The sequence below is a fragment of the Sulfuricurvum sp. PD_MW2 genome (assembly GCF_002633015.1).
Taxonomy (GTDB): Bacteria; Campylobacterota; Campylobacteria; order Campylobacterales; family Sulfurimonadaceae; genus Sulfuricurvum.
This window is the reverse complement of record NZ_NSIU01000011.1, coordinates 15,295-32,228: the sequence shown is the minus strand read 5'-3', so window position 1 is coordinate 32,228 and position 16,934 is coordinate 15,295. Positions and strand designations below refer to the sequence as shown.

19 protein-coding genes and 1 tRNA gene are annotated in these 16,934 nt (G+C 40.8%); 15 read left to right on the top strand and 5 right to left on the bottom strand.

Features of this window, described 5'->3' with window-relative positions; translation table 11 throughout:
- The first annotated feature begins 89 nt into the window (after window positions 1-89).
- Window positions 90-491 carry a hypothetical protein gene (locus CJD30_RS06590; protein ID WP_294917611.1) on the top strand — a complete coding sequence of 134 codons (402 nt, stop codon included), beginning with the start codon at window positions 90-92 and terminating at the stop codon, window positions 489-491.
- Between the two features lie 52 nt (window positions 492-543).
- Window positions 544-1,257, top strand: a complete 714-nt coding sequence (locus tag CJD30_RS06585) for a DUF3108 domain-containing protein (RefSeq protein ID WP_294917609.1) — start codon at window positions 544-546, stop codon at window positions 1,255-1,257.
- On the opposite strand, the gene CJD30_RS06580 is transcribed toward CJD30_RS06585, so the two are convergent.
- Window positions 1,254-1,826, bottom strand: coding sequence for an NUDIX hydrolase (locus tag CJD30_RS06580; RefSeq protein ID WP_294917606.1), 573 nt, complete (start codon window positions 1,824-1,826; stop codon window positions 1,254-1,256). The genes CJD30_RS06585 and CJD30_RS06580 overlap by 4 nt on opposite strands.
- A 152-nt stretch (window positions 1,827-1,978) precedes the next feature.
- Here CJD30_RS06580 and CJD30_RS06575 point away from each other — a divergent pair, with 152 nt between their 5' ends.
- Both CJD30_RS06575 and CJD30_RS06570 read left to right on the top strand, forming a co-directional pair.
- The gene (locus CJD30_RS06575; RefSeq protein ID WP_294917604.1) at window positions 1,979-2,437 is read left to right on the top strand and encodes a DsrE family protein; all 459 of its coding nucleotides are present in this window, start codon (window positions 1,979-1,981) and stop codon (window positions 2,435-2,437) included.
- A gap of 45 nt (window positions 2,438-2,482) precedes the next feature.
- A tRNA-Gly gene (locus CJD30_RS06570) sits at window positions 2,483-2,559 on the top strand.
- A 30-nt stretch (window positions 2,560-2,589) separates the two neighbouring features.
- Here CJD30_RS06570 and CJD30_RS06565 read toward each other — a convergent pair.
- A complete protein-coding gene (locus CJD30_RS06565; protein ID WP_294917602.1) occupies window positions 2,590-3,048 on the bottom strand; it encodes a hypothetical protein in 459 nt (152 codons plus the stop codon).
- Between the two features lie 85 nt (window positions 3,049-3,133).
- On the opposite strand from CJD30_RS06565, the gene CJD30_RS06560 reads away from it, so the two are divergent.
- Together CJD30_RS06560 and CJD30_RS06555 are read left to right on the top strand one after the other, a co-directional pair.
- Window positions 3,134-3,580 (top strand): YcgN family cysteine cluster protein, encoded by a 447-nt coding sequence (locus tag CJD30_RS06560; protein ID WP_294917601.1) that lies wholly within the window; start codon window positions 3,134-3,136, stop codon window positions 3,578-3,580.
- A gap of 83 nt (window positions 3,581-3,663) precedes the next feature.
- Window positions 3,664-5,310: a methyl-accepting chemotaxis protein gene (locus CJD30_RS06555; protein ID WP_294917600.1), complete on the top strand. Its 1,647-nt coding sequence runs from the start codon at window positions 3,664-3,666 to the stop codon at window positions 5,308-5,310.
- A gap of 4 nt (window positions 5,311-5,314) precedes the next feature.
- Here the strand turns inward: CJD30_RS06555 and CJD30_RS06550 are convergent, their stop codons facing one another.
- Window positions 5,315-6,736 carry an SDR family oxidoreductase gene (locus CJD30_RS06550; RefSeq protein ID WP_294917599.1) on the bottom strand — a complete coding sequence of 474 codons (1,422 nt, stop codon included), beginning with the start codon at window positions 6,734-6,736 and terminating at the stop codon, window positions 5,315-5,317.
- Window positions 6,737-6,866: 130 nt separating this feature from the next.
- Between CJD30_RS06550 and CJD30_RS06545 the strand changes: the two genes are divergently transcribed.
- The 8 genes from CJD30_RS06545 to CJD30_RS06510 are packed head-to-tail and all read left to right on the top strand — an operon-like array spanning window position 6,867 to window position 14,317.
- The gene (locus tag CJD30_RS06545; RefSeq protein WP_294917597.1) at window positions 6,867-7,421 is read left to right on the top strand and encodes an SCO family protein; all 555 of its coding nucleotides are present in this window, start codon (window positions 6,867-6,869) and stop codon (window positions 7,419-7,421) included.
- Window positions 7,421-9,586 carry an ATP-binding protein gene (locus CJD30_RS06540; protein WP_294917595.1) on the top strand — a complete coding sequence of 722 codons (2,166 nt, stop codon included), beginning with the start codon at window positions 7,421-7,423 and terminating at the stop codon, window positions 9,584-9,586. The genes CJD30_RS06545 and CJD30_RS06540 overlap by 1 nt, the downstream gene beginning before the upstream one ends.
- Complete coding sequence (locus CJD30_RS06535; protein ID WP_294917593.1) at window positions 9,571-10,959, top strand: HD domain-containing phosphohydrolase; 1,389 nt, start codon at window positions 9,571-9,573, stop codon at window positions 10,957-10,959. Before CJD30_RS06540 ends, CJD30_RS06535 begins: the two co-directional genes overlap by 16 nt.
- 23 nt (window positions 10,960-10,982) lie before the next feature.
- A complete protein-coding gene (locus CJD30_RS06530; protein WP_294917591.1) occupies window positions 10,983-11,288 on the top strand; it encodes a monooxygenase in 306 nt (101 codons plus the stop codon).
- A 20-nt stretch (window positions 11,289-11,308) separates the two neighbouring features.
- Window positions 11,309-11,596 carry a hypothetical protein gene (locus CJD30_RS06525; RefSeq protein ID WP_294917588.1) on the top strand — a complete coding sequence of 96 codons (288 nt, stop codon included), beginning with the start codon at window positions 11,309-11,311 and terminating at the stop codon, window positions 11,594-11,596.
- A 6-nt stretch (window positions 11,597-11,602) separates the two neighbouring features.
- Complete coding sequence (locus CJD30_RS06520; RefSeq protein WP_294917586.1) at window positions 11,603-12,292, top strand: prolipoprotein diacylglyceryl transferase family protein; 690 nt, start codon at window positions 11,603-11,605, stop codon at window positions 12,290-12,292.
- Window positions 12,289-12,921, top strand: a complete 633-nt coding sequence (locus CJD30_RS06515; RefSeq protein WP_294917585.1) for a hypothetical protein — start codon at window positions 12,289-12,291, stop codon at window positions 12,919-12,921. The genes CJD30_RS06520 and CJD30_RS06515 overlap by 4 nt, the downstream gene beginning before the upstream one ends.
- Window positions 12,866-14,317, top strand: coding sequence for a radical SAM protein (locus CJD30_RS06510; RefSeq protein ID WP_294917583.1), 1,452 nt, complete (start codon window positions 12,866-12,868; stop codon window positions 14,315-14,317). The genes CJD30_RS06515 and CJD30_RS06510 overlap by 56 nt, the downstream gene beginning before the upstream one ends.
- 4 nt (window positions 14,318-14,321) lie before the next feature.
- Here the strand turns inward: CJD30_RS06510 and CJD30_RS06505 are convergent, their stop codons facing one another.
- Both CJD30_RS06505 and CJD30_RS06500 read right to left on the bottom strand, forming a co-directional pair.
- Entirely contained in the window at window positions 14,322-14,570 is a 249-nt protein-coding gene (locus CJD30_RS06505) for an EscU/YscU/HrcU family type III secretion system export apparatus switch protein (RefSeq protein ID WP_294917580.1), read from the bottom strand.
- Entirely contained in the window at window positions 14,567-16,030 is a 1,464-nt protein-coding gene (locus tag CJD30_RS06500; RefSeq protein WP_294917577.1) for a flagellar hook-length control protein FliK, read from the bottom strand. Before CJD30_RS06500 ends, CJD30_RS06505 begins: the two co-directional genes overlap by 4 nt.
- A gap of 92 nt (window positions 16,031-16,122) precedes the next feature.
- Here CJD30_RS06500 and CJD30_RS06495 point away from each other — a divergent pair, with 92 nt between their 5' ends.
- A complete protein-coding gene (locus CJD30_RS06495; RefSeq protein WP_294917574.1) occupies window positions 16,123-16,932 on the top strand; it encodes a phosphate/phosphite/phosphonate ABC transporter substrate-binding protein in 810 nt (269 codons plus the stop codon).
- The last annotated feature ends 2 nt before the right edge of the window (window positions 16,933-16,934 follow it).

Genomic DNA, 16,934 nt, shown 5'->3' with positions numbered 1-16,934 from the left:
AGTGACAGTGTACCTTTAAAAAGTAATGATGGGAAGTACTCTTTTAACCCCTTGGAGCTATAATTGCACTTTTATATAACGAGGTAATTATGCTGACACGTTTGATAGTAATACTCTTTTTAGGCTTGGCTCCTTTGTACTCTGCCGATCTTTCTACAATCGATTCGATTCGCTCCAAAATTCTTACATCTGCCGTTTCGATGTATTTCAATACTCGTGGATACGGAAAAGTGGAGAATGTGATCGTCGATACAAGCAAAAAAACGCTCCGCTTCAATTTGTTTCCGGAAGGGGAAAAACAGCCTTTGAATGTGGATATCGGTTCATACACTACCCTTACAGAAGATAAAGAGGAATATTTGATTCTCCAAAAAGTACAGACCAATCGCGTATGGCTCAATCGAATCTTTGCTGATCATATGCAAGAGGGGATCAAAGTACCTTTGGGGATAGTCTCCAAAGGGGCGGGCTCATTATTGCTGAAGTTGTAATTTCGCAAAAGATTCACAATAAGAGACTATTCTATCACCAAAGGATGAGAGAATGAAAAAGATCGTTTTTTTGGTGATAGTACTGATTCAGATCTCGTATGCCAAAGTAGTGACTGCAACGTATGAAGTATCGTATGGAATTTTTCAAGCCCTCGGGGTGGCAGATGCCCGTTTTGAAACCCGTGATGACGATACCTATTCGATCCGTATCGAAGCGAGAACGACAGGTATCGCAAAAGTATTGACGAATAATCGCGTTGAAACGTATGAGAGTCATGGACGGATCGTTAATGGGATATTGCTTCCTCAAAAATACATCAAAATCCGTCGTACCGATTCGAAAAAAACGACCAAAATTTATACGTTTGACCATCCCAATAAAACGGTATGGTGTGAAAATATTCAAAGCGATGAATGGGATAAAGTCAAAAATGATTTTTACGCTTCCGAAGACATTCTAACACTCTTTTTTAATTTTAAACACTATCTCAAAGAGCGGCATGATCGGGATTTTTATGTTATTGGCGGAAACCGCAAAGATGGTCGGATCAATGTCTCATTTCCCCAAAGCGAGGCTCTTTCCGAGATGAAACAAAAGCTTGAGACGGATGATGGGGAATTTTTGAAAGTTGTTTTGAATGACCGTATTTTCTCCAGTGCTCAAGGAGAACTGTTGATTAATCTCGGCAGAGATGGCCTATCTGAGAGAGCCATTTTAGAAGATGTATTGTTTTTTGGTGATATTGTCGGTAAACGAATCCATTAAACTTTGAGGTTAAAAACTTCTTTGAGCAATACGTCTAAATCATCTCGTGATGAACCGGCAAAAGAGTTTTCGAGAAAACGGTTGATCCCTTTGTTGTCGTGCTGTAACAGTGGGACGATTTTGATCCCTGTAATCTCCGACATAAAATGAGAATCGTCCCCTTCTTCATACGCGTGCAAAAGGATTGAGCGGGAGAAGTTGTTGAGTATATGGTAATAGATGTGCAAAAATTCGACTTCTAAGACCTTTAATCCATAGAGGTGAGTAACAATACGAGTCTCGTGTGTTACGATCGGATGGACTTTTTCAGGTTTGATCGTGATACCTATTTCTTCTTTGATCTCCCGTATCAGTGCTTCTGTGAGATTTTCCCCGTCATTGACTGTTCCTCCCGGAAATCCCATGCGTCCATCCCATCTATCAATCATTATTAAAGCAGGGCATTTGATGTGCTGCATATCATCTTTAAAGTAGCGCCATGGGGAAATTGCATCCACATAGATGGCTAAAAAAACGGCATTTTTCTTATCAGGATTTTGTTTGCCGAAGGGTAAGCGTTGAGTTCTCATAAAAGGGTATCCGATGTGTATCAAAATAGTTTCAAATAATTTCCGAATTATACAGATAAAGCTTGGTAAGTGACGAATAATTTACACTATTTTTACAATAATGCGTCACGATAAAATAGATAGGTAGATATTCAGATAAGGATAAATTGTAGATGCGTATTTTAATTGTTTTGTTTTTATGTATGGTGAGTTTCTCTTTTGCAGAGACGAAAAAAATGATGATAGATTTAAAAACCGGTGATTTTGAATCTTTCGATAAAGCATTTTTGAACGGTCTTCCCGGAACGATTGATTATTTCAGTTCCCAAGGAGACATGGTTGATGTAGCTGTTGTGATACATGGCGATGCATACAAGTTTTTTGTTCAAAATTTGAATAATACATCGTACGGACTCGATGAATCACTCGTCAAACATCAAGAAGTGATTCAACAACGTCTCGAAGAGATGGTAAAAAAATATCGAATTCATTTGGAAGTGTGTATGTCGGGGATGCATAAAAGGGGGATATTGAGTCAAGATTTATACCCTTTTGTCACACCGATTAAATCGGCAATGGTCGGATTGGTCAAGTGGCAAAACGAGGGGTATGCGTATGTTCCACTACACTAATAAATGAACTTTTAAGGGTATGAGTGATAAAATTCGACTTGTGATGCGGGAGTAGCTCAGTTGGCTAGAGCGTCAGCCTTCCAAGCTGAATGTCGCGAGTTCGAGTCTCGTTTCCCGCTCCACCTCTTTCGTCTTAAAAACAATCCCTTTTTTTATCCCATATTCTTTTTTAATACCTCGATCGGCATCGTAAACATCGCTTTGAACAGCGGAGAAACCCGTGTTGTTTTCTCATCGATCACTTCAAGCGCGGCAAAACTAAATCCCTCTCCATCCTCGCTGTTGTTTGGTTTTACGGTAAAGGTTAGCGGTTTAAGGGTTCGGATCATGTTGAGGATGTTTTTGTGTCGTTTGTCTTCTACCGGGAGCAAAATATTGCCGTCTTTAGTGCGCACTTTGGCTGATTCGATCAATAATCTCCAGTTGTCGGCATGAAGCGTTTTGTTCCATGTCATTGTTCCGCTGGAGTAGTTAATCTGTTTTTTCTCACCGACGAGAATCCCCTCGCGGGTAGATCGGATCGTTTCGGCGAGGGTGAGGAAAAAGTTTTTTCCTCCTACCGAGTTTGCACATTCGCGCAGAAGTTCATCCAATGGTTGTTCAGTTGTCATGCGATATCCTTTTTTAGTATCCTCATCATACCCAAATAATAGGCTAAATACTCGGTTTTAACCCTAAATATGCTATTTTTCGGTTATGGAAAATACTACTACTGCCCCGTTTTGGGAAACAAAAAAACTCGAAGAATTAACAACTCAGGAATGGGAATTATTATGTGATGGATGCGGATTATGTTGTTTGCATCGACTGCAGGACGAAGAGGATGATGAAATCTATCTTACTCGTGTTGCATGTCGCTGTTATAACATTGAAGGTCGTTTATGCAGTGATTATGCCAATCGTCACCAGAAGGTTGAAGGGTGTATGAAACTCACATTGGAGAGGGTAAAAGAGTTTGAATGGCTTCCGCAAACGTGTGCTTATCGCCTCCGTTATCGAGGTGAGCCGTTGCCATCGTGGCATCCTTTGATTACAGGTGATCCAAGATCTTCTTATCCGTATGGGATGCATGCGTTAGATCCGATTTTGGAAAACGATGAGATCGATTTGGAAGATCATGTCATTTTGGAAGCATTAAAATAACGACGCAATGACGAATTTTTATTTATTTTAACCATTGTTGCTATACTCTTGCAACATTTTGTGATTATAATGTTCTATTTTAAATGGAACAAAGAGGTGATGATATGGATCGATTGACGATAAAAGCAAAATTGGCATTGGTTTCCGTTTTGGTTTCCCTGTCTCTTATTGTTATAGCTATTGAGTCTCTTATTTCTGCAAAACATGGATTGATGGATTCAAAAAAGACCATGTTGACATCGCAAATAGATACGGTAACATCTTTGTTGTCTCATTATGAAAATGAGGTCAAAGAGGGGCGTATGAGTCTGGAAAGCGCTCAGGAAGCGGCTAAAGAACATATCAAAACGCTTCGATACAAAGAGAAAGAGTATTTTTTTATTTTGGACGATCAGGTACGCGGAGTGATGCATCCGATCAAACCGGCATTGGACAATACCGATCTCACCAGTGTTAAAGATCCGAATGGGAAGTTTTTATTTGTCGAATTCGCCAAGGTAGCCAAAGAGCAAAAAGAGGGATTCGTCTCCTATATGTGGCCAAAACCTAATACGGAAACACCGCTTCCAAAATTGACGTTTGTACGATCTTTTCCTGCATGGGGATGGATTGTCGGAACGGGTGTGTATATCGATGATGTTGACAGTGAATTTATGGATATGGTGATAATGAAAATTATCGGCATCGTCATTTTGGTGATATTTGTTGCCGGGTTATTATTTTTCATTGAACGTTCGATCGCTAATAAACTCGCTATGATGCAAAGTGTCGCTGAAGAACTTGCAAGTGGGAATGGTGATCTGACCAAGCGATTGAAAGTTTTGGGATCGGATGAACCTGCCCGTACGGCAAACTCCATCAATGCATTTATCAGTGTAATTCAAACGATGGTACAACATGCGAAGCGTTCTTCGGATGAAAATACATCCGTTGCGACGGAACTCTCAAAAACTTCCCTAGCAATCGGTCGTCGAATGGAAGATGAATCGGTGCAAATGGATGCTATCCATCATACAACAGAACAGATCATACGCGATTTGAGTCTTTCGAAAATAGAAAATGAAGCAACCTGCAAAGAGGTTGTTTCTGCAACCCAAACATTAAAACTATCTCAGAATGAGTTGAACACCATGATCGATATGATTCATCACAGTGTAGAGGTAGAAGCAGAATTTGCCGTAAGAATTCGTGAATTGACCAATAATGCCCGACAAATACGTGAAGTACTCTCTGTTATCGGTGAAATAGCCGATCAAACCAATCTCTTGGCACTAAACGCCGCTATCGAAGCAGCGCGCGCGGGTGAACATGGAAGAGGGTTTGCCGTTGTTGCGGATGAGGTTCGAAAACTTGCCGAACGTACACAGGGGAGTTTGACCCAAACCGACGCTACCATTTCGGTTATCGTATCATCGATCGAAGAAGCTTCAGAACAAATGGAACGTAATGCGAAGAGTATCGAATCGTTGGGAGAAAAATCCAAGCTTGTCGGAGATAAAATCGCGCATACTGCTGATGTGGTTCAGCATACGAGTGAAGCGATTAAAAAATTGGTTCAAGATGCTGATAGCAATACAAAAGAGGTTGAAGAGATATCCCAGCGTATAGCAGCTATGAACAATCTTGCCCGAGAGAATGCACGAGGAGTGAAAGATATCGCTGCTACCGCAGAAAATCTCTACAACATTGCAGAGGGATTGAATCAAAATCTTGGGCGTTTTCACGCCTAAGTCTTTATTCTAGCGGCATTGAGCGTTTGAGGATGGCATTTGCCATCTTCGTAAAAATGAGATAATGCAAAGGGACGAGACTGTACCAGTAAAGACGTCCCATAATCCCATAAGGATAGAAATAGGCACTTTGGATCAATTTTCCTTCGTGGATTTTAAACTCTAGCCACGCTTTCCCCGGTAATTTCATTTGTGCGAACAGTAAAAGCCGCTCATTTTCGACTAAATCGACTACTTTCCAGAAATCAACGCTATCTCCGATCCGAAGATTCGAAGGATCTCTCCGTCCGCGGTTGATCCCTGCTCCTTTGAACAATTTATCGATAAATCCCCGTATATTCCAAAGCCAGTCGTATCCAAACCAGCCGTTATCTCCTCCGATAGAACAAAAGCTTCGATAAACATTTTGAGGAGGGATATCTTTTAAATCAATCATCCTCCGATCGATAAAAAGTGCATCGGCAATATCGTGAGTATGATCGATTTCCCAGGCTCCAGAGCCGCTGTCGCTCCACCTGCTGAGAACCTGGTTGGATTCAATTTCGCTGATAGAGCGTTTGACAGTCTCTTCCAATGATTTGGGTTTAATCGTGAAATACTCATGACGTAGATTATTGGTAACGGTTACTTCGCTATGAAGCCCTTCGATCAATGAACGGGCAACATTATAGGGTACAGGGGTAAAGAGTGTGAGCCAATAAGACGAAAAATGGGGAGTTAGGACATTGATCGGAATGATATGCCGATTCAATCCCATTGTTTTTGCAACGCGAAGTATCAGGTCTCCGTAACTCATGGTCTCTTCACCTAAATCAATCATGAGATTTGAGTGGTTCGTAATGTGGAGAGCCGAAGTGAGATAGGTGATAATGTCATCTACCCCTATGACAGTAACTGGTGTAGAGACACATTTTGGGGTGATCATGATAGGCAGCTTTTGCACCAAGTTACGGATGATTTCAAAACTGGCACTTCCTGACCCGATAATAATTCCCGCTCTAAACCAGATGCATTGGACATTGGGATTGGAACTGAGGATTTCACCTGTTTCAATCCGACTGAGCAGATGTTCGCTACCGGTTTTTTTATCTCCTAACCCACCCAAATAAATTATCGTTTTGACATTTTGACGTGCACATGCATCGACAAAATTCTGTGCACTTTGGCGATCGAGCTCTCGAAAATTTCCATGGGTAAGGCCATGAATCAAATAATAGGCTACATCGATATCTTTGAGTGCATTATCAAGTGTCTCTGGACGAAGTACATCACCGCTGACCACATGAGTATTTTCAATGGCTTGCGGAGATAAACTTCCAATGTTCCGAACCATAAGACGAAGCTCGATATCTTCTTGTTGCATCAAAACATGCTTGAGCCGTCGACCGATGTACCCATTAGCTCCGGTGAGTAAAATACGTTTCATCCTTTTTCCCTGAGTGAATGGAGTGTCAAAATGACTGAAATATCATCTTAGCATAACCCTATATGTTTTATGGTATAAAATAGAAAGATTTGAATATGTGTGAATTTTTTGATTTGAAGAGGAATGTATGGTGAAAAAGCAGATCGTTGGTATTTCTTTGATTACTTTTATGCTTTCACTTCTCTTTGTGTTTCCTTTTTTAGGGACGTTTTTCTCAGGAAACTCCCGAGGAACGGCGTTTGAAAATAATACGATTTCCCCTTTCTTTTTGCAAAATGAAAATTCTCATATCGTTTTTGTCTATTTCGGATACGTCGGGTGTGCAAAAATTTGTACCCCATCATTGGAAGAAATTTCGAGTGCATATCGAAATTTGAAGGATGTTGAACCAAGATTAAAATTGTATTTTGTCAATTTGGATCCCACCCAGTCCAGCGATGGGCCTGATATCTTCGCAAAAGCTTTTAATGAGGAATTTCAGGGAGTTTATGCAACACAACAACAGATTGAGGAGCTCTCTCGAGCCTACAATCTCGCGATTACGGGCAGAGAGAATGAAATGGGGCATACCTCAAGTTTGTTTATGTTCGTAAAGAGACCTTCGGGATATGTTTTAAAAAATATTTATGCCACACACCCTTATCCTATCAAGCAAATTATGATTGATTTACAAAAGGTTCAGTAATGAAACAACTTGCGAAAATAAACGATATGAATGCCGCATTAAATGAGGATTTTTTAAACGCTGATCGTTATATGCTTTGGATATTGATCGGACATGCACTGATAGGGATTTTCATTACGTCATTGTATTACGGGACGTTTGGACTGGGGCTTTTTATTGGTAGTGCAGTCATGCTGAATGTATTCATCGGCTATCGATATTTGAAGGGGACCATTTACTTTCGAATGATTGCCGCATTGGCGATTGTTATTTTCAGTGCATTGTACATTCAGCAGCATCTCGGGCGTATCGAGATGCATTTTCATGTATTTATCGGTTTGGCCATATTGACGGTGTATAAAGATATCCTTCCCTTGCTTACAGCAGCATTCGCCGTTGTAGCACACCATTTTTTGTTTAACTACCTTCAGTTTTCTCACTATATATTTTTTGGTGATCCGATTATGATTTTTAGTTATGGGTGTGGAATTGAGTATGTTATTTTGCATGGGGTTATGGTCGCGGCAGAGACGATAGTGCTCTACTTCATCATACGAAATCTCCGCCGTCAATTTGTGACAATGATCAATTTGCAAAAAGAGACGAGCAGTTCCAATGAAGAATTGATCACTATTAATGAACGTCTCGATGATATGGTACAACAGCGTACCGCACAGATAGTTAGTGCGTTGGATGAACAAAAAGTATTGACGTCTCAACTCGAACATGCAAAAATTGAAGCAGAGTCGGCAAATCGGCTAAAATCGGAATTTTTGGCCAATATGTCTCATGAAATCCGTACACCGCTTAATGCCGTAATCGGGTTTTCGGATCTCTTGGAAAATGAGGTGGAGAATCCTAAACATCGAGGCTATTTGGAAGCGATAAAAAATGGCGGAAAAAATTTGCTGCTGCTGATCAATGATATTTTGGATCTCTCAAAAATTGAAGCAGGGCATATGAAACTGGAATATCATCCTGTATCTCTTGATGTATTTATCCGAGACATCACATCGATGTTTACCCAAATAGCCAACAAAAAAGGGATTGTTTTGGTTTCAGAAATAGCCAAAGACGTTCCGAATTATGTGATAATAGATGAAATACACATCCGTCAAATTTTATTTAATTTGATTTCAAACGCATTAAAATTCACTCAAAACGGGCAAGTAAGCATAAAGATTGAACAAGGATCTATTCATGATAGCGGGGATATCACTCTTGTGTGTATTGTAAAAGATACAGGGATAGGCATTCCGCTCAAAGATCAAGCTAAAATTTTTGAGTCGTTTATTCAACAAGAGGGACAAGATACCCGTCAATACGGAGGAACGGGTCTGGGTCTGGCAATATGTCGTAAATTAGCCCATTTAATGGGTGGAGAATTGAGCGTTGAGAGTATCCCTGAAAAAGGCTCTACATTTACTCTGATGATCGACAATATTGAGGTCAGTCAGCCTATTTTTGTCTCTGAAGATCTGTTGGTAGAAGAGAATACCCTTTTTGAACCTGCCACGATATTGGTTGTTGATGATATCAAAGAAAACCGCTTCTTAATGATTGAAACCCTCAAAGGATACCCATTTACCTTTATCGAAGCAGAGAATGGAAAAATTGCTGTGGATGAAGTTGCCAAAGGAGGAATTGATTTGGTTTTGATGGATATTCGTATGCCTGTTATGAATGGCTTCGAAGCACTTCATGCTATCCGAAACGATTTGAATATGTCTGATCTTCCTCTCATTGCTGTGACTGCTTCGGTTATGAAACATGATTTGCATAAGCTTGAACAACAGTTTAACGGTGTGTTAGAAAAACCGTTAAACCGCTCTATCCTCATTGCAACATTGAAAAAACATTTGCCTTTTAGCTCAGTAACACCTGCCCCGAAAATATCTACCGAAACAATCATCGACGATGCAACGGTAGAGGTTTTAGGAAAATTGTTCGATGAACTTTTGAGCGAGTCCCAAGAGCTTTTAAAACAAGGGGATATGATGGCGATCGGATCGTTCGCCGTGGCAGTAATAGATAATGGAAAAAATTATCAATTCGCACCGCTGATCGAGTGGGGTGAGCGATTGCGGATAGGAGCAGAGGGATTTGAAATCGATCAGGTTGAGACACAGTTAAGAAATTTTGCAACACTCATTGAAGCATGGAGGAATCTATGGAAAACAAAATGATAGTTTTGATTGCCGATGATGAACCCCGCAATATTCAGGTTGCTTCTAATGTCCTAAAAGAGTTAGAGAATATCCATATCTTGTATGCTACAGGTGGGATTCAAGCACTGGAGAGGTTGCGAGACAATGATGTGAGTTTGGTACTTCTGGATATGATGATGCCTGATATGAGCGGTTTGGAAGTGTGTCAAGAAATGAAAACGGACGCTCGTCTCCATGAGATACCGATTATTTTTCTAACGGCAAAAACGGATGAAAACACGATCATTGAAGCATTTGATGCCGGTGCCAGCGATTATATTACCAAACCGTTTTTAGGACGGGAACTTCAGTCTCGCGTCAAAACGCAATTAAAACTAGCAATGAGTCAAAAAGCGCTTCAAGCGGATTTGAGTGAAAACAAAGAACTTCTTCGGCAATATAAAGATATTGTTGATGCCAGTTCTATCGTTTCCAAGACAAATCTATTCGGAAAAATAACCTATGTAAATGACAAATTCTGTGAAATTAGCGGATATACACGCGAAGAGCTGATCGGGCAACCTCATAATATTGTACGTCATCCTGATGTACAAAGCGATGTTTTCAAAGATCTTTGGGGGACGATCACCCATCATAAAATGTGGAATGGGATTGTAAAAAATCGTAAAAAAAATGGGGATATGTACGTTGTTAGCTCCTTTATCTCTCCAATTTATGATGCACATGGAAACGTCATTGAATATATCAGTATTCGACAAGACATTACCCCGATTGTATCATTGACGCAAGAGGTACAAGAGACACAACAAGAATTGCTGTTGATTTTGGGCTTTGCGGTTGAAAGCCGTTCCAAAGAGACGGCAATGCACGTTCGCCGTGTAGCCGAATATGCGAAGTTGCTGGCTAAATATAAAGGGTTGAGTGCCACAGAACAAGAAGAGATATGGAGCATCGCACCGTTGCACGATGTGGGCAAAGTAGGTATACCGGATGCTATTTTGCATAAAGCCGGAAAACTGACTGAAGAAGAGTATGAAATCATGAAAAATCATGCGCATATCGGATGGGAAATTTTGAAAAATTCAAAACGTCCTTTGATCCAAGCGGCTGCTATCGTTGCGCATGAACATCATGAAAAATGGGATGGAACGGGGTATCCACGATCATTGGCGGGAGAAGAGATCCATATTTACGGCCGCATTACATCGATTGCCGATGTATTTGATGCATTGGGAACGGAACGTGTCTATAAAAAAGCATGGAATAGGGAACAAATATTAGAGTATTTCCATGAGCAAAAAGGGGTACAATTTGACCCTTCATTGGTCGATATCATGATTGACAATGCTGATGAATTTTTTGATATTCGTCGTCGGTTCAGTGATAATTAAACGATGAATAATAAAGGAATAAAATGAAAAAACTGTTACAAATCGATTTTATAATGGACGGTCCTTTTGGTGAAGCGATGAGTGAAGCATTTGCTCCGCTAGCGGAGAGCATTGCACAAGAAAAAGGGTTGATCTGGAAAATATGGACTGAAAATGCTGCCACCAAAGAAGCTGGAGGGATTTATCTTTTTGAGGATGAAGCATCAGCAATGGCCTACTTGCAAATGCATACGGAGCGTTTGAACAGTTTTGGTATTTCGCCGATCAATGCCAAAATATTTGATATTAACGAACCGCTTTCTCTGATAGATCGGGCGCCAATCGTATAAAACTCTCCAAAGGGGGATCCATGCAAAAAATAATAGAAGGGGTTTTAGTTCTCTCCTATATTATCGGATCATTGGCTTTATTCGGTACAGGGGGAGGGATGCTCCTGATGGGGATGATGGGCGATTCTTTGTTATTCATACCTGTGGCAATTTCCGGTGGAATATACGTCTATACGCTCAGAAAAATACAAGGATTATTGCAAAAAAATGAAAAGCTAAAAGCCTATATGATCCTCAACGCTGTCGTATGGCTTTCGACGTTTATCCTTTTTGCGCAATGTGCCAATACCACTTTTTCAACTCATTAATTTTTGATGAAAATTCATCTTTTTTTTGATCTTCTCTCGTATGCAGTTGCACTGTTAATCTCATGGAAATGGATTCGTTCTGAGTCACAGCACATCGAAAATGAGACTCTTCGATACGGCTATTACACCTCATTGCTTTTTGGATTTGTATTCGGTGGATTTACTTTCGGGACATGGAATGCCTATCTCTCCACCGGTGCACTAGTGATCGGAAAATCGGTCTTAGGTTCTCTATTCGGGGGAGTGATTGCCGCAGAACTCTTCAAAAAAGCTGCAAATATCAAAGGCTCAACGGGAGCCTATTTTGTACCTTCATTGGCTATTGGGATCGCTATCGGTCGCATCGGATGTTATCTATCAGGGATTGACGATTATACATATGGGATAGAGACGTCGAGTATTCTCGGACACGATTTTGGAGACGGCATTTTTAGACACCCCGTACAGCTCTATGAGAGTGTCGCACTGGGGTTGTTTTTTCTCTATTCCGTATGGATGTTTTATTACCGTAAAAAAACATTCGAACACACTATTTTTTATCAATTTATAGGGTATTATTCTCTACAGCGCTTTGTATGGGAGTTTTTAAAACCGTATGAAAAAGTCCTCTTCGGTCTTACTTTGTTTCAAATACTGTGCCTCATACTGATGATGTATGCGCTTATCTATCTCAAATCAGAAAGTACACGGGAATGAAAAAAACATTTTGGGTCACATTGGTGATTGCGATGGTGAGTTTTATGTCAATGGGGTGCATGACAAGTCAGTTGTGGGAAGATAAGGTAACGTATACGCCTTATAGTGAAACGATTGATGCTTTTTTATTAAATGCAAAAAATGATGAGACCATTTTTTTAGGAAAAAAATATCACTACATTTTTGATGCCAATCCTCAATTCGGTTATCTCTTAAAGCATAGAGAAAACGCTTCTATAACATTCAACGTATCGCAAGGTGCCCGTTTCCAAGCTGAAAATGATACGCTCAATGCACGCTTTAGTGTAACAATTGATTCGAAAACTATCGATCAAGAACTGCAAGAGTGGATTAATGATAATCATGTATCGTTGAACCCAAAAACAAAAGTGTATACCATCCCTATCTCGCTCAAGGGCAAACGCTATTTTTCAGACCGTTATGTCAATGAGAAGGCTCAACAGCTTTCAAAAGAGATTTACATAACCGTAAATGAGGTTAAAAAAGAGGGATCTCCGGTAGTGGTAAAAATTTTGGGAACACCGATCGCAGTAGCGGCAGATGGCGTGATGTTTGTCGTTGGAATGGCTATTTTTATCCCTGTTGTCATTGCAACAAGCGGGCATTGATTTTATGGCTCACTACTCTAAAACCTACGATTTATATCTCAATGCTACGCAGAGTTTTTGCCATCAATGCAGCAATTTGACCAAACTTATCGATACCCATATCGTTGCGAAAGACAATGAGGTGTTTTTACGCAAATTTTGTCCGAAATGCGGTGAATCGATGGTGAAAATCTCGGATGACTATGAGTATTTCAAAACGTGTGATAGCTACCTCAAAGCGCCCGATCTTCCCGAAACATCGAATACTCAGGTACTACGCGGCTGTCCGTTCGATTGCGGTGTGTGTCCTCAGCATCAGAATCATCCGTGTCTCGCTCTTTTCAACATCACCGATGAGTGCAATATGAAATGCAATATCTGCTATTTCTCCTCTTATCCTGGGGCGGGAAATCATCGTTCTATGGAGCAGATCGAGCAGATGCTCGCCACACTGCTGAGAGTCGAGAGCCAGCCTGATTTGATACAGGTGACGGGGGGAGAGCCGACAACTCATCCGCAGATTATGGAGATTTTACGTACTCTCAAGAAATCTCCCGTTCGCCATTTGATGCTCAACACCAATGGTATTCGTATTTCCGAAGAGGAAGCGTTTGTCAAAGAACTCAAATCGCTCGGCGGCGGGTTTGAAGTCTATTTGCAGTTTGATTCGTTGCAAGAGGCAGCACTTCGCGATATTCGGGCCAGAGATATGCGCTCCATCCGTCTCAAAGCGTTGGAGTTGCTTGAAAAATATAGTATTTCGACAACATTGGTGTGTGTCATCAAAAAAGGGGTCAACGATCACGAAATCCCTGATATTATTGATTTTTCACGTCGCTATCGATGTGTACGCGGTGTGGTCTTTCAACCCGTTCAGGAAGCGGGACGGATTGATGCAGCCGATGATTTTCGTATTACCCTCTCGGAGATACGTTCCCGTATCATCGACGATGCGCGCAATCCGTTCACCGGAGAGGATATGATCCCTCTACCGTGCGATCCGCATAAAATAGGGGTTGGCTATGCGGCGAAACAGATGAAAGATGGATATGCCGAGTTGTTTCCCGTCACGGGAAAAATACCCAAAGAGATCGTCACATCGCATGTCGGAACAGTAGCGTTTGAGCAAGATAGAGCATTTGTCAAAACGATTATCGAGACGGTGAGCCTCGATACGGCGATGGGAGAGGGGATACTCAAAGACAAGATCAAACAAAAGCTCTTTTGCTGTTGGCCATCATTTTTAGCCCCCTCGGACATGGGGTATGAAAATGTCTATCGCATTGTTATCATGGAGTTTTCGGATATCTATAACTTTGATGCGACGAATATTAAACGCGAGTGTAATTTTATGATTGAGCCTGATCGTGCGATACCGTTTTCAACCTACAACATGGGGATCAAGTTTTCACAATAGAGATTTATTTCTTCGTAATTTTGTAAATGAAACTAAACACTTCGGCGACCGCAACGTAGAGTTTTTCGGGCACTTCCCGATCTAGCTCTACTTTGCTGAGGAGCTCTACCAGATCTTCATCTTCTTTGATAGGGAGATTGTGGAGTTGGGCGATTTTGATGATATTTTCCGCACTTGCACCTTTTCCTTTGGCTACAACACGCGGAGCACGGTCTTTTTCAATATCAAATCCGAGTGCGACCGCTTTTTTCATACTTTTACCTCAAATCCCATATCTGAGCCTTCCGATGGGTGATAGCTTTCTTGAAGCGGTGTATGGGCTTCGCTTCTCTCAAAAACACGAATAGATCGTGGAGTTAGTCCCGCTTGAATAAGCAAAGATCGAAGATTGGCAATGTTGTCTTGAATCAGAGCTTTTAGAGCACTTTTCTCAGTATGGGCTTGGATCTCCAATTGTGTTTCATCATACAATCCCATCATGAGATCGAGTTCTCCGTACTCTTTGAGTTTGAGATTGATTTCACAATAAAATTTTTTCTCTTTGCCCTTTTTGAACGCTAAAGATCCTCCCTCTAGCTGATCCCATACAAACGGAAAATAGATCGAGTTGGATGAACTTAAATGGGAAAGAAGTTGATGATAGTCAATTTGAGTGAGGAGTTTATCAGCCTGTTCCAGAAGTTTGGGTCCACTTGGATCAGTTGATTGACTTAACTCTTCGTGCAAAGAGAGGAGATGGGATTTGAGATCACTCTCCATTGCCTCTTTGATAAAAGTCTCTGTGTGCAGTTCTTTGGGATTTGTGAATTCACTTAATTTTGTTTTGATTGTTATTATCTCTTTGGTGCTGTTGCTCTCAATCGCACTTTTGAGTTCATCGCTAAAAGTAGAAAGTTCATTTGTTGATGTAGAAGTTAGCGTTTTAAGCAGTTTTTCGATCGAATCAAGAAGCGAATTCGCATCGGGTGCTTTGCTTGAGAGAAGCGTTCCATACAGTTCCGATAACGTGTTTTTGATCTCCGAAAGAGTAGAAGATTGATCGAGTTTTATGGCTAGTGCTGCCACTTCTTTAGAATACAGAGAATCAGTTTTTGTGATCAATGATTGGAGGATTTCGGTAATTTTTTTGACCCCCTCGGTGAGTTGGAGTGCGCTTTGCGGATTCGTGCTTGCGGATGGCAGTATGGAGCTTGTGAGCAACGAGGTGATAGTGTTTTGCAGAGCTTTGGCATCATTCGTCGGTATTTTCGTGAGGAGTGATTTGAGCGTTTCGAGATTTTGAATCAGATCGGGTACTTTGTTGAGTGCAGTGGCAAATTTAGATTCCATAAACACACCGCTCGAAGCGATCTGCTTTTTGAGATTTTGAGGGTCGAGAGAGATCATGTTTTTCAAAAAATTCTCTAAAACGGGTACTTTTGGAGCCATCTCCGGAGAAGTTTTCATCTCTTTGAGAAGCGATTGAAGTGAATCGCTGAAATTTCCTATATTTTTAAAAGAAGAAGAATTTTTGAGCAGGTCAAGCAACGTTTGATCGGATTTGGAAGCGGTCGTTTTATCTTGAAATGCCGAGGTGAGAAGCGATTTGATATCTTTTCCCTCTTTGAGCGTTTCGAGTTGCTCTGGGGTAGCATTTTTGATCACCTCCGAGAGGGCTTTATTGGTGTTCGGGAGAATAATAGTGAGCCGTGCTTCGGGAGATAACTGTATCATAGTGAAAATCATAACACAAATTCATTTTTATTAGTTGACATACGCATATGTCGTGCTATAATGATTATTAAGGTTATTTATAAGGAAACATAATGCGTTTTTTTATGATTTTATTTATTACTATTTTTTTTATCGGATCACTGAATGCAAAGGTTTTGACCTTCGGGATCGTTCCTCAACAATCTCCTATGGAGTTGATCAAAGATTGGCAACCGATCATTTCGTATCTTGAGAAAGCAACGGGTGAAAAAATCGTCCTTAGAGTTGAGCGTTCTATTCCCGAATTTGAAAAAGTGCTTTATAGCGGCGGGTATGATTTCGCTTATATGAATCCCTACCATTATGTTGTAGCACATAAGCGTCAAGGGTATAGTGCAATCGTTCGTGATGAAAAAAATACGGTCGGTATTTTAGTCACCCCCAAAAACAGTGGTCTTACCGACCCTTCTATGCTCAAAGGGAAAATATTTTTGTTTCCTGCACCTGATGCTTTTGCGGCGACGTTGCTGACGAAATATGAGTTGCTAAAAAAATACGGGATTGATATTAATAAAGACAAAAATTACCGTTATGTCAATTCACATGATTCGGTTTATAAAGGGGTCGCTCGAGGTGTCGGAGATGTCGGCGGCGGCATCGAGCGAACGTTTAAAAGTCTGGATGATATTGAAACCAAAGAAGCTCTCTCGATCATTTATAAAACCAAAGGGTATCCAAGTCATCCCTTTGCAGCCAATCCGGCACTTTCATCAGCATTGAAAGAGAAAATGACCAATGCGATTTTGGCTGCTCCGGAATCGTTGCTGGTAGCTTTGAGCATGAAGCACCTTATAGCAACCGAAGATAGCGAGTATGATGGAGTCCGTGATATTGCAGCGGCTTTTCCTTCAATAAAAGAGTAAGG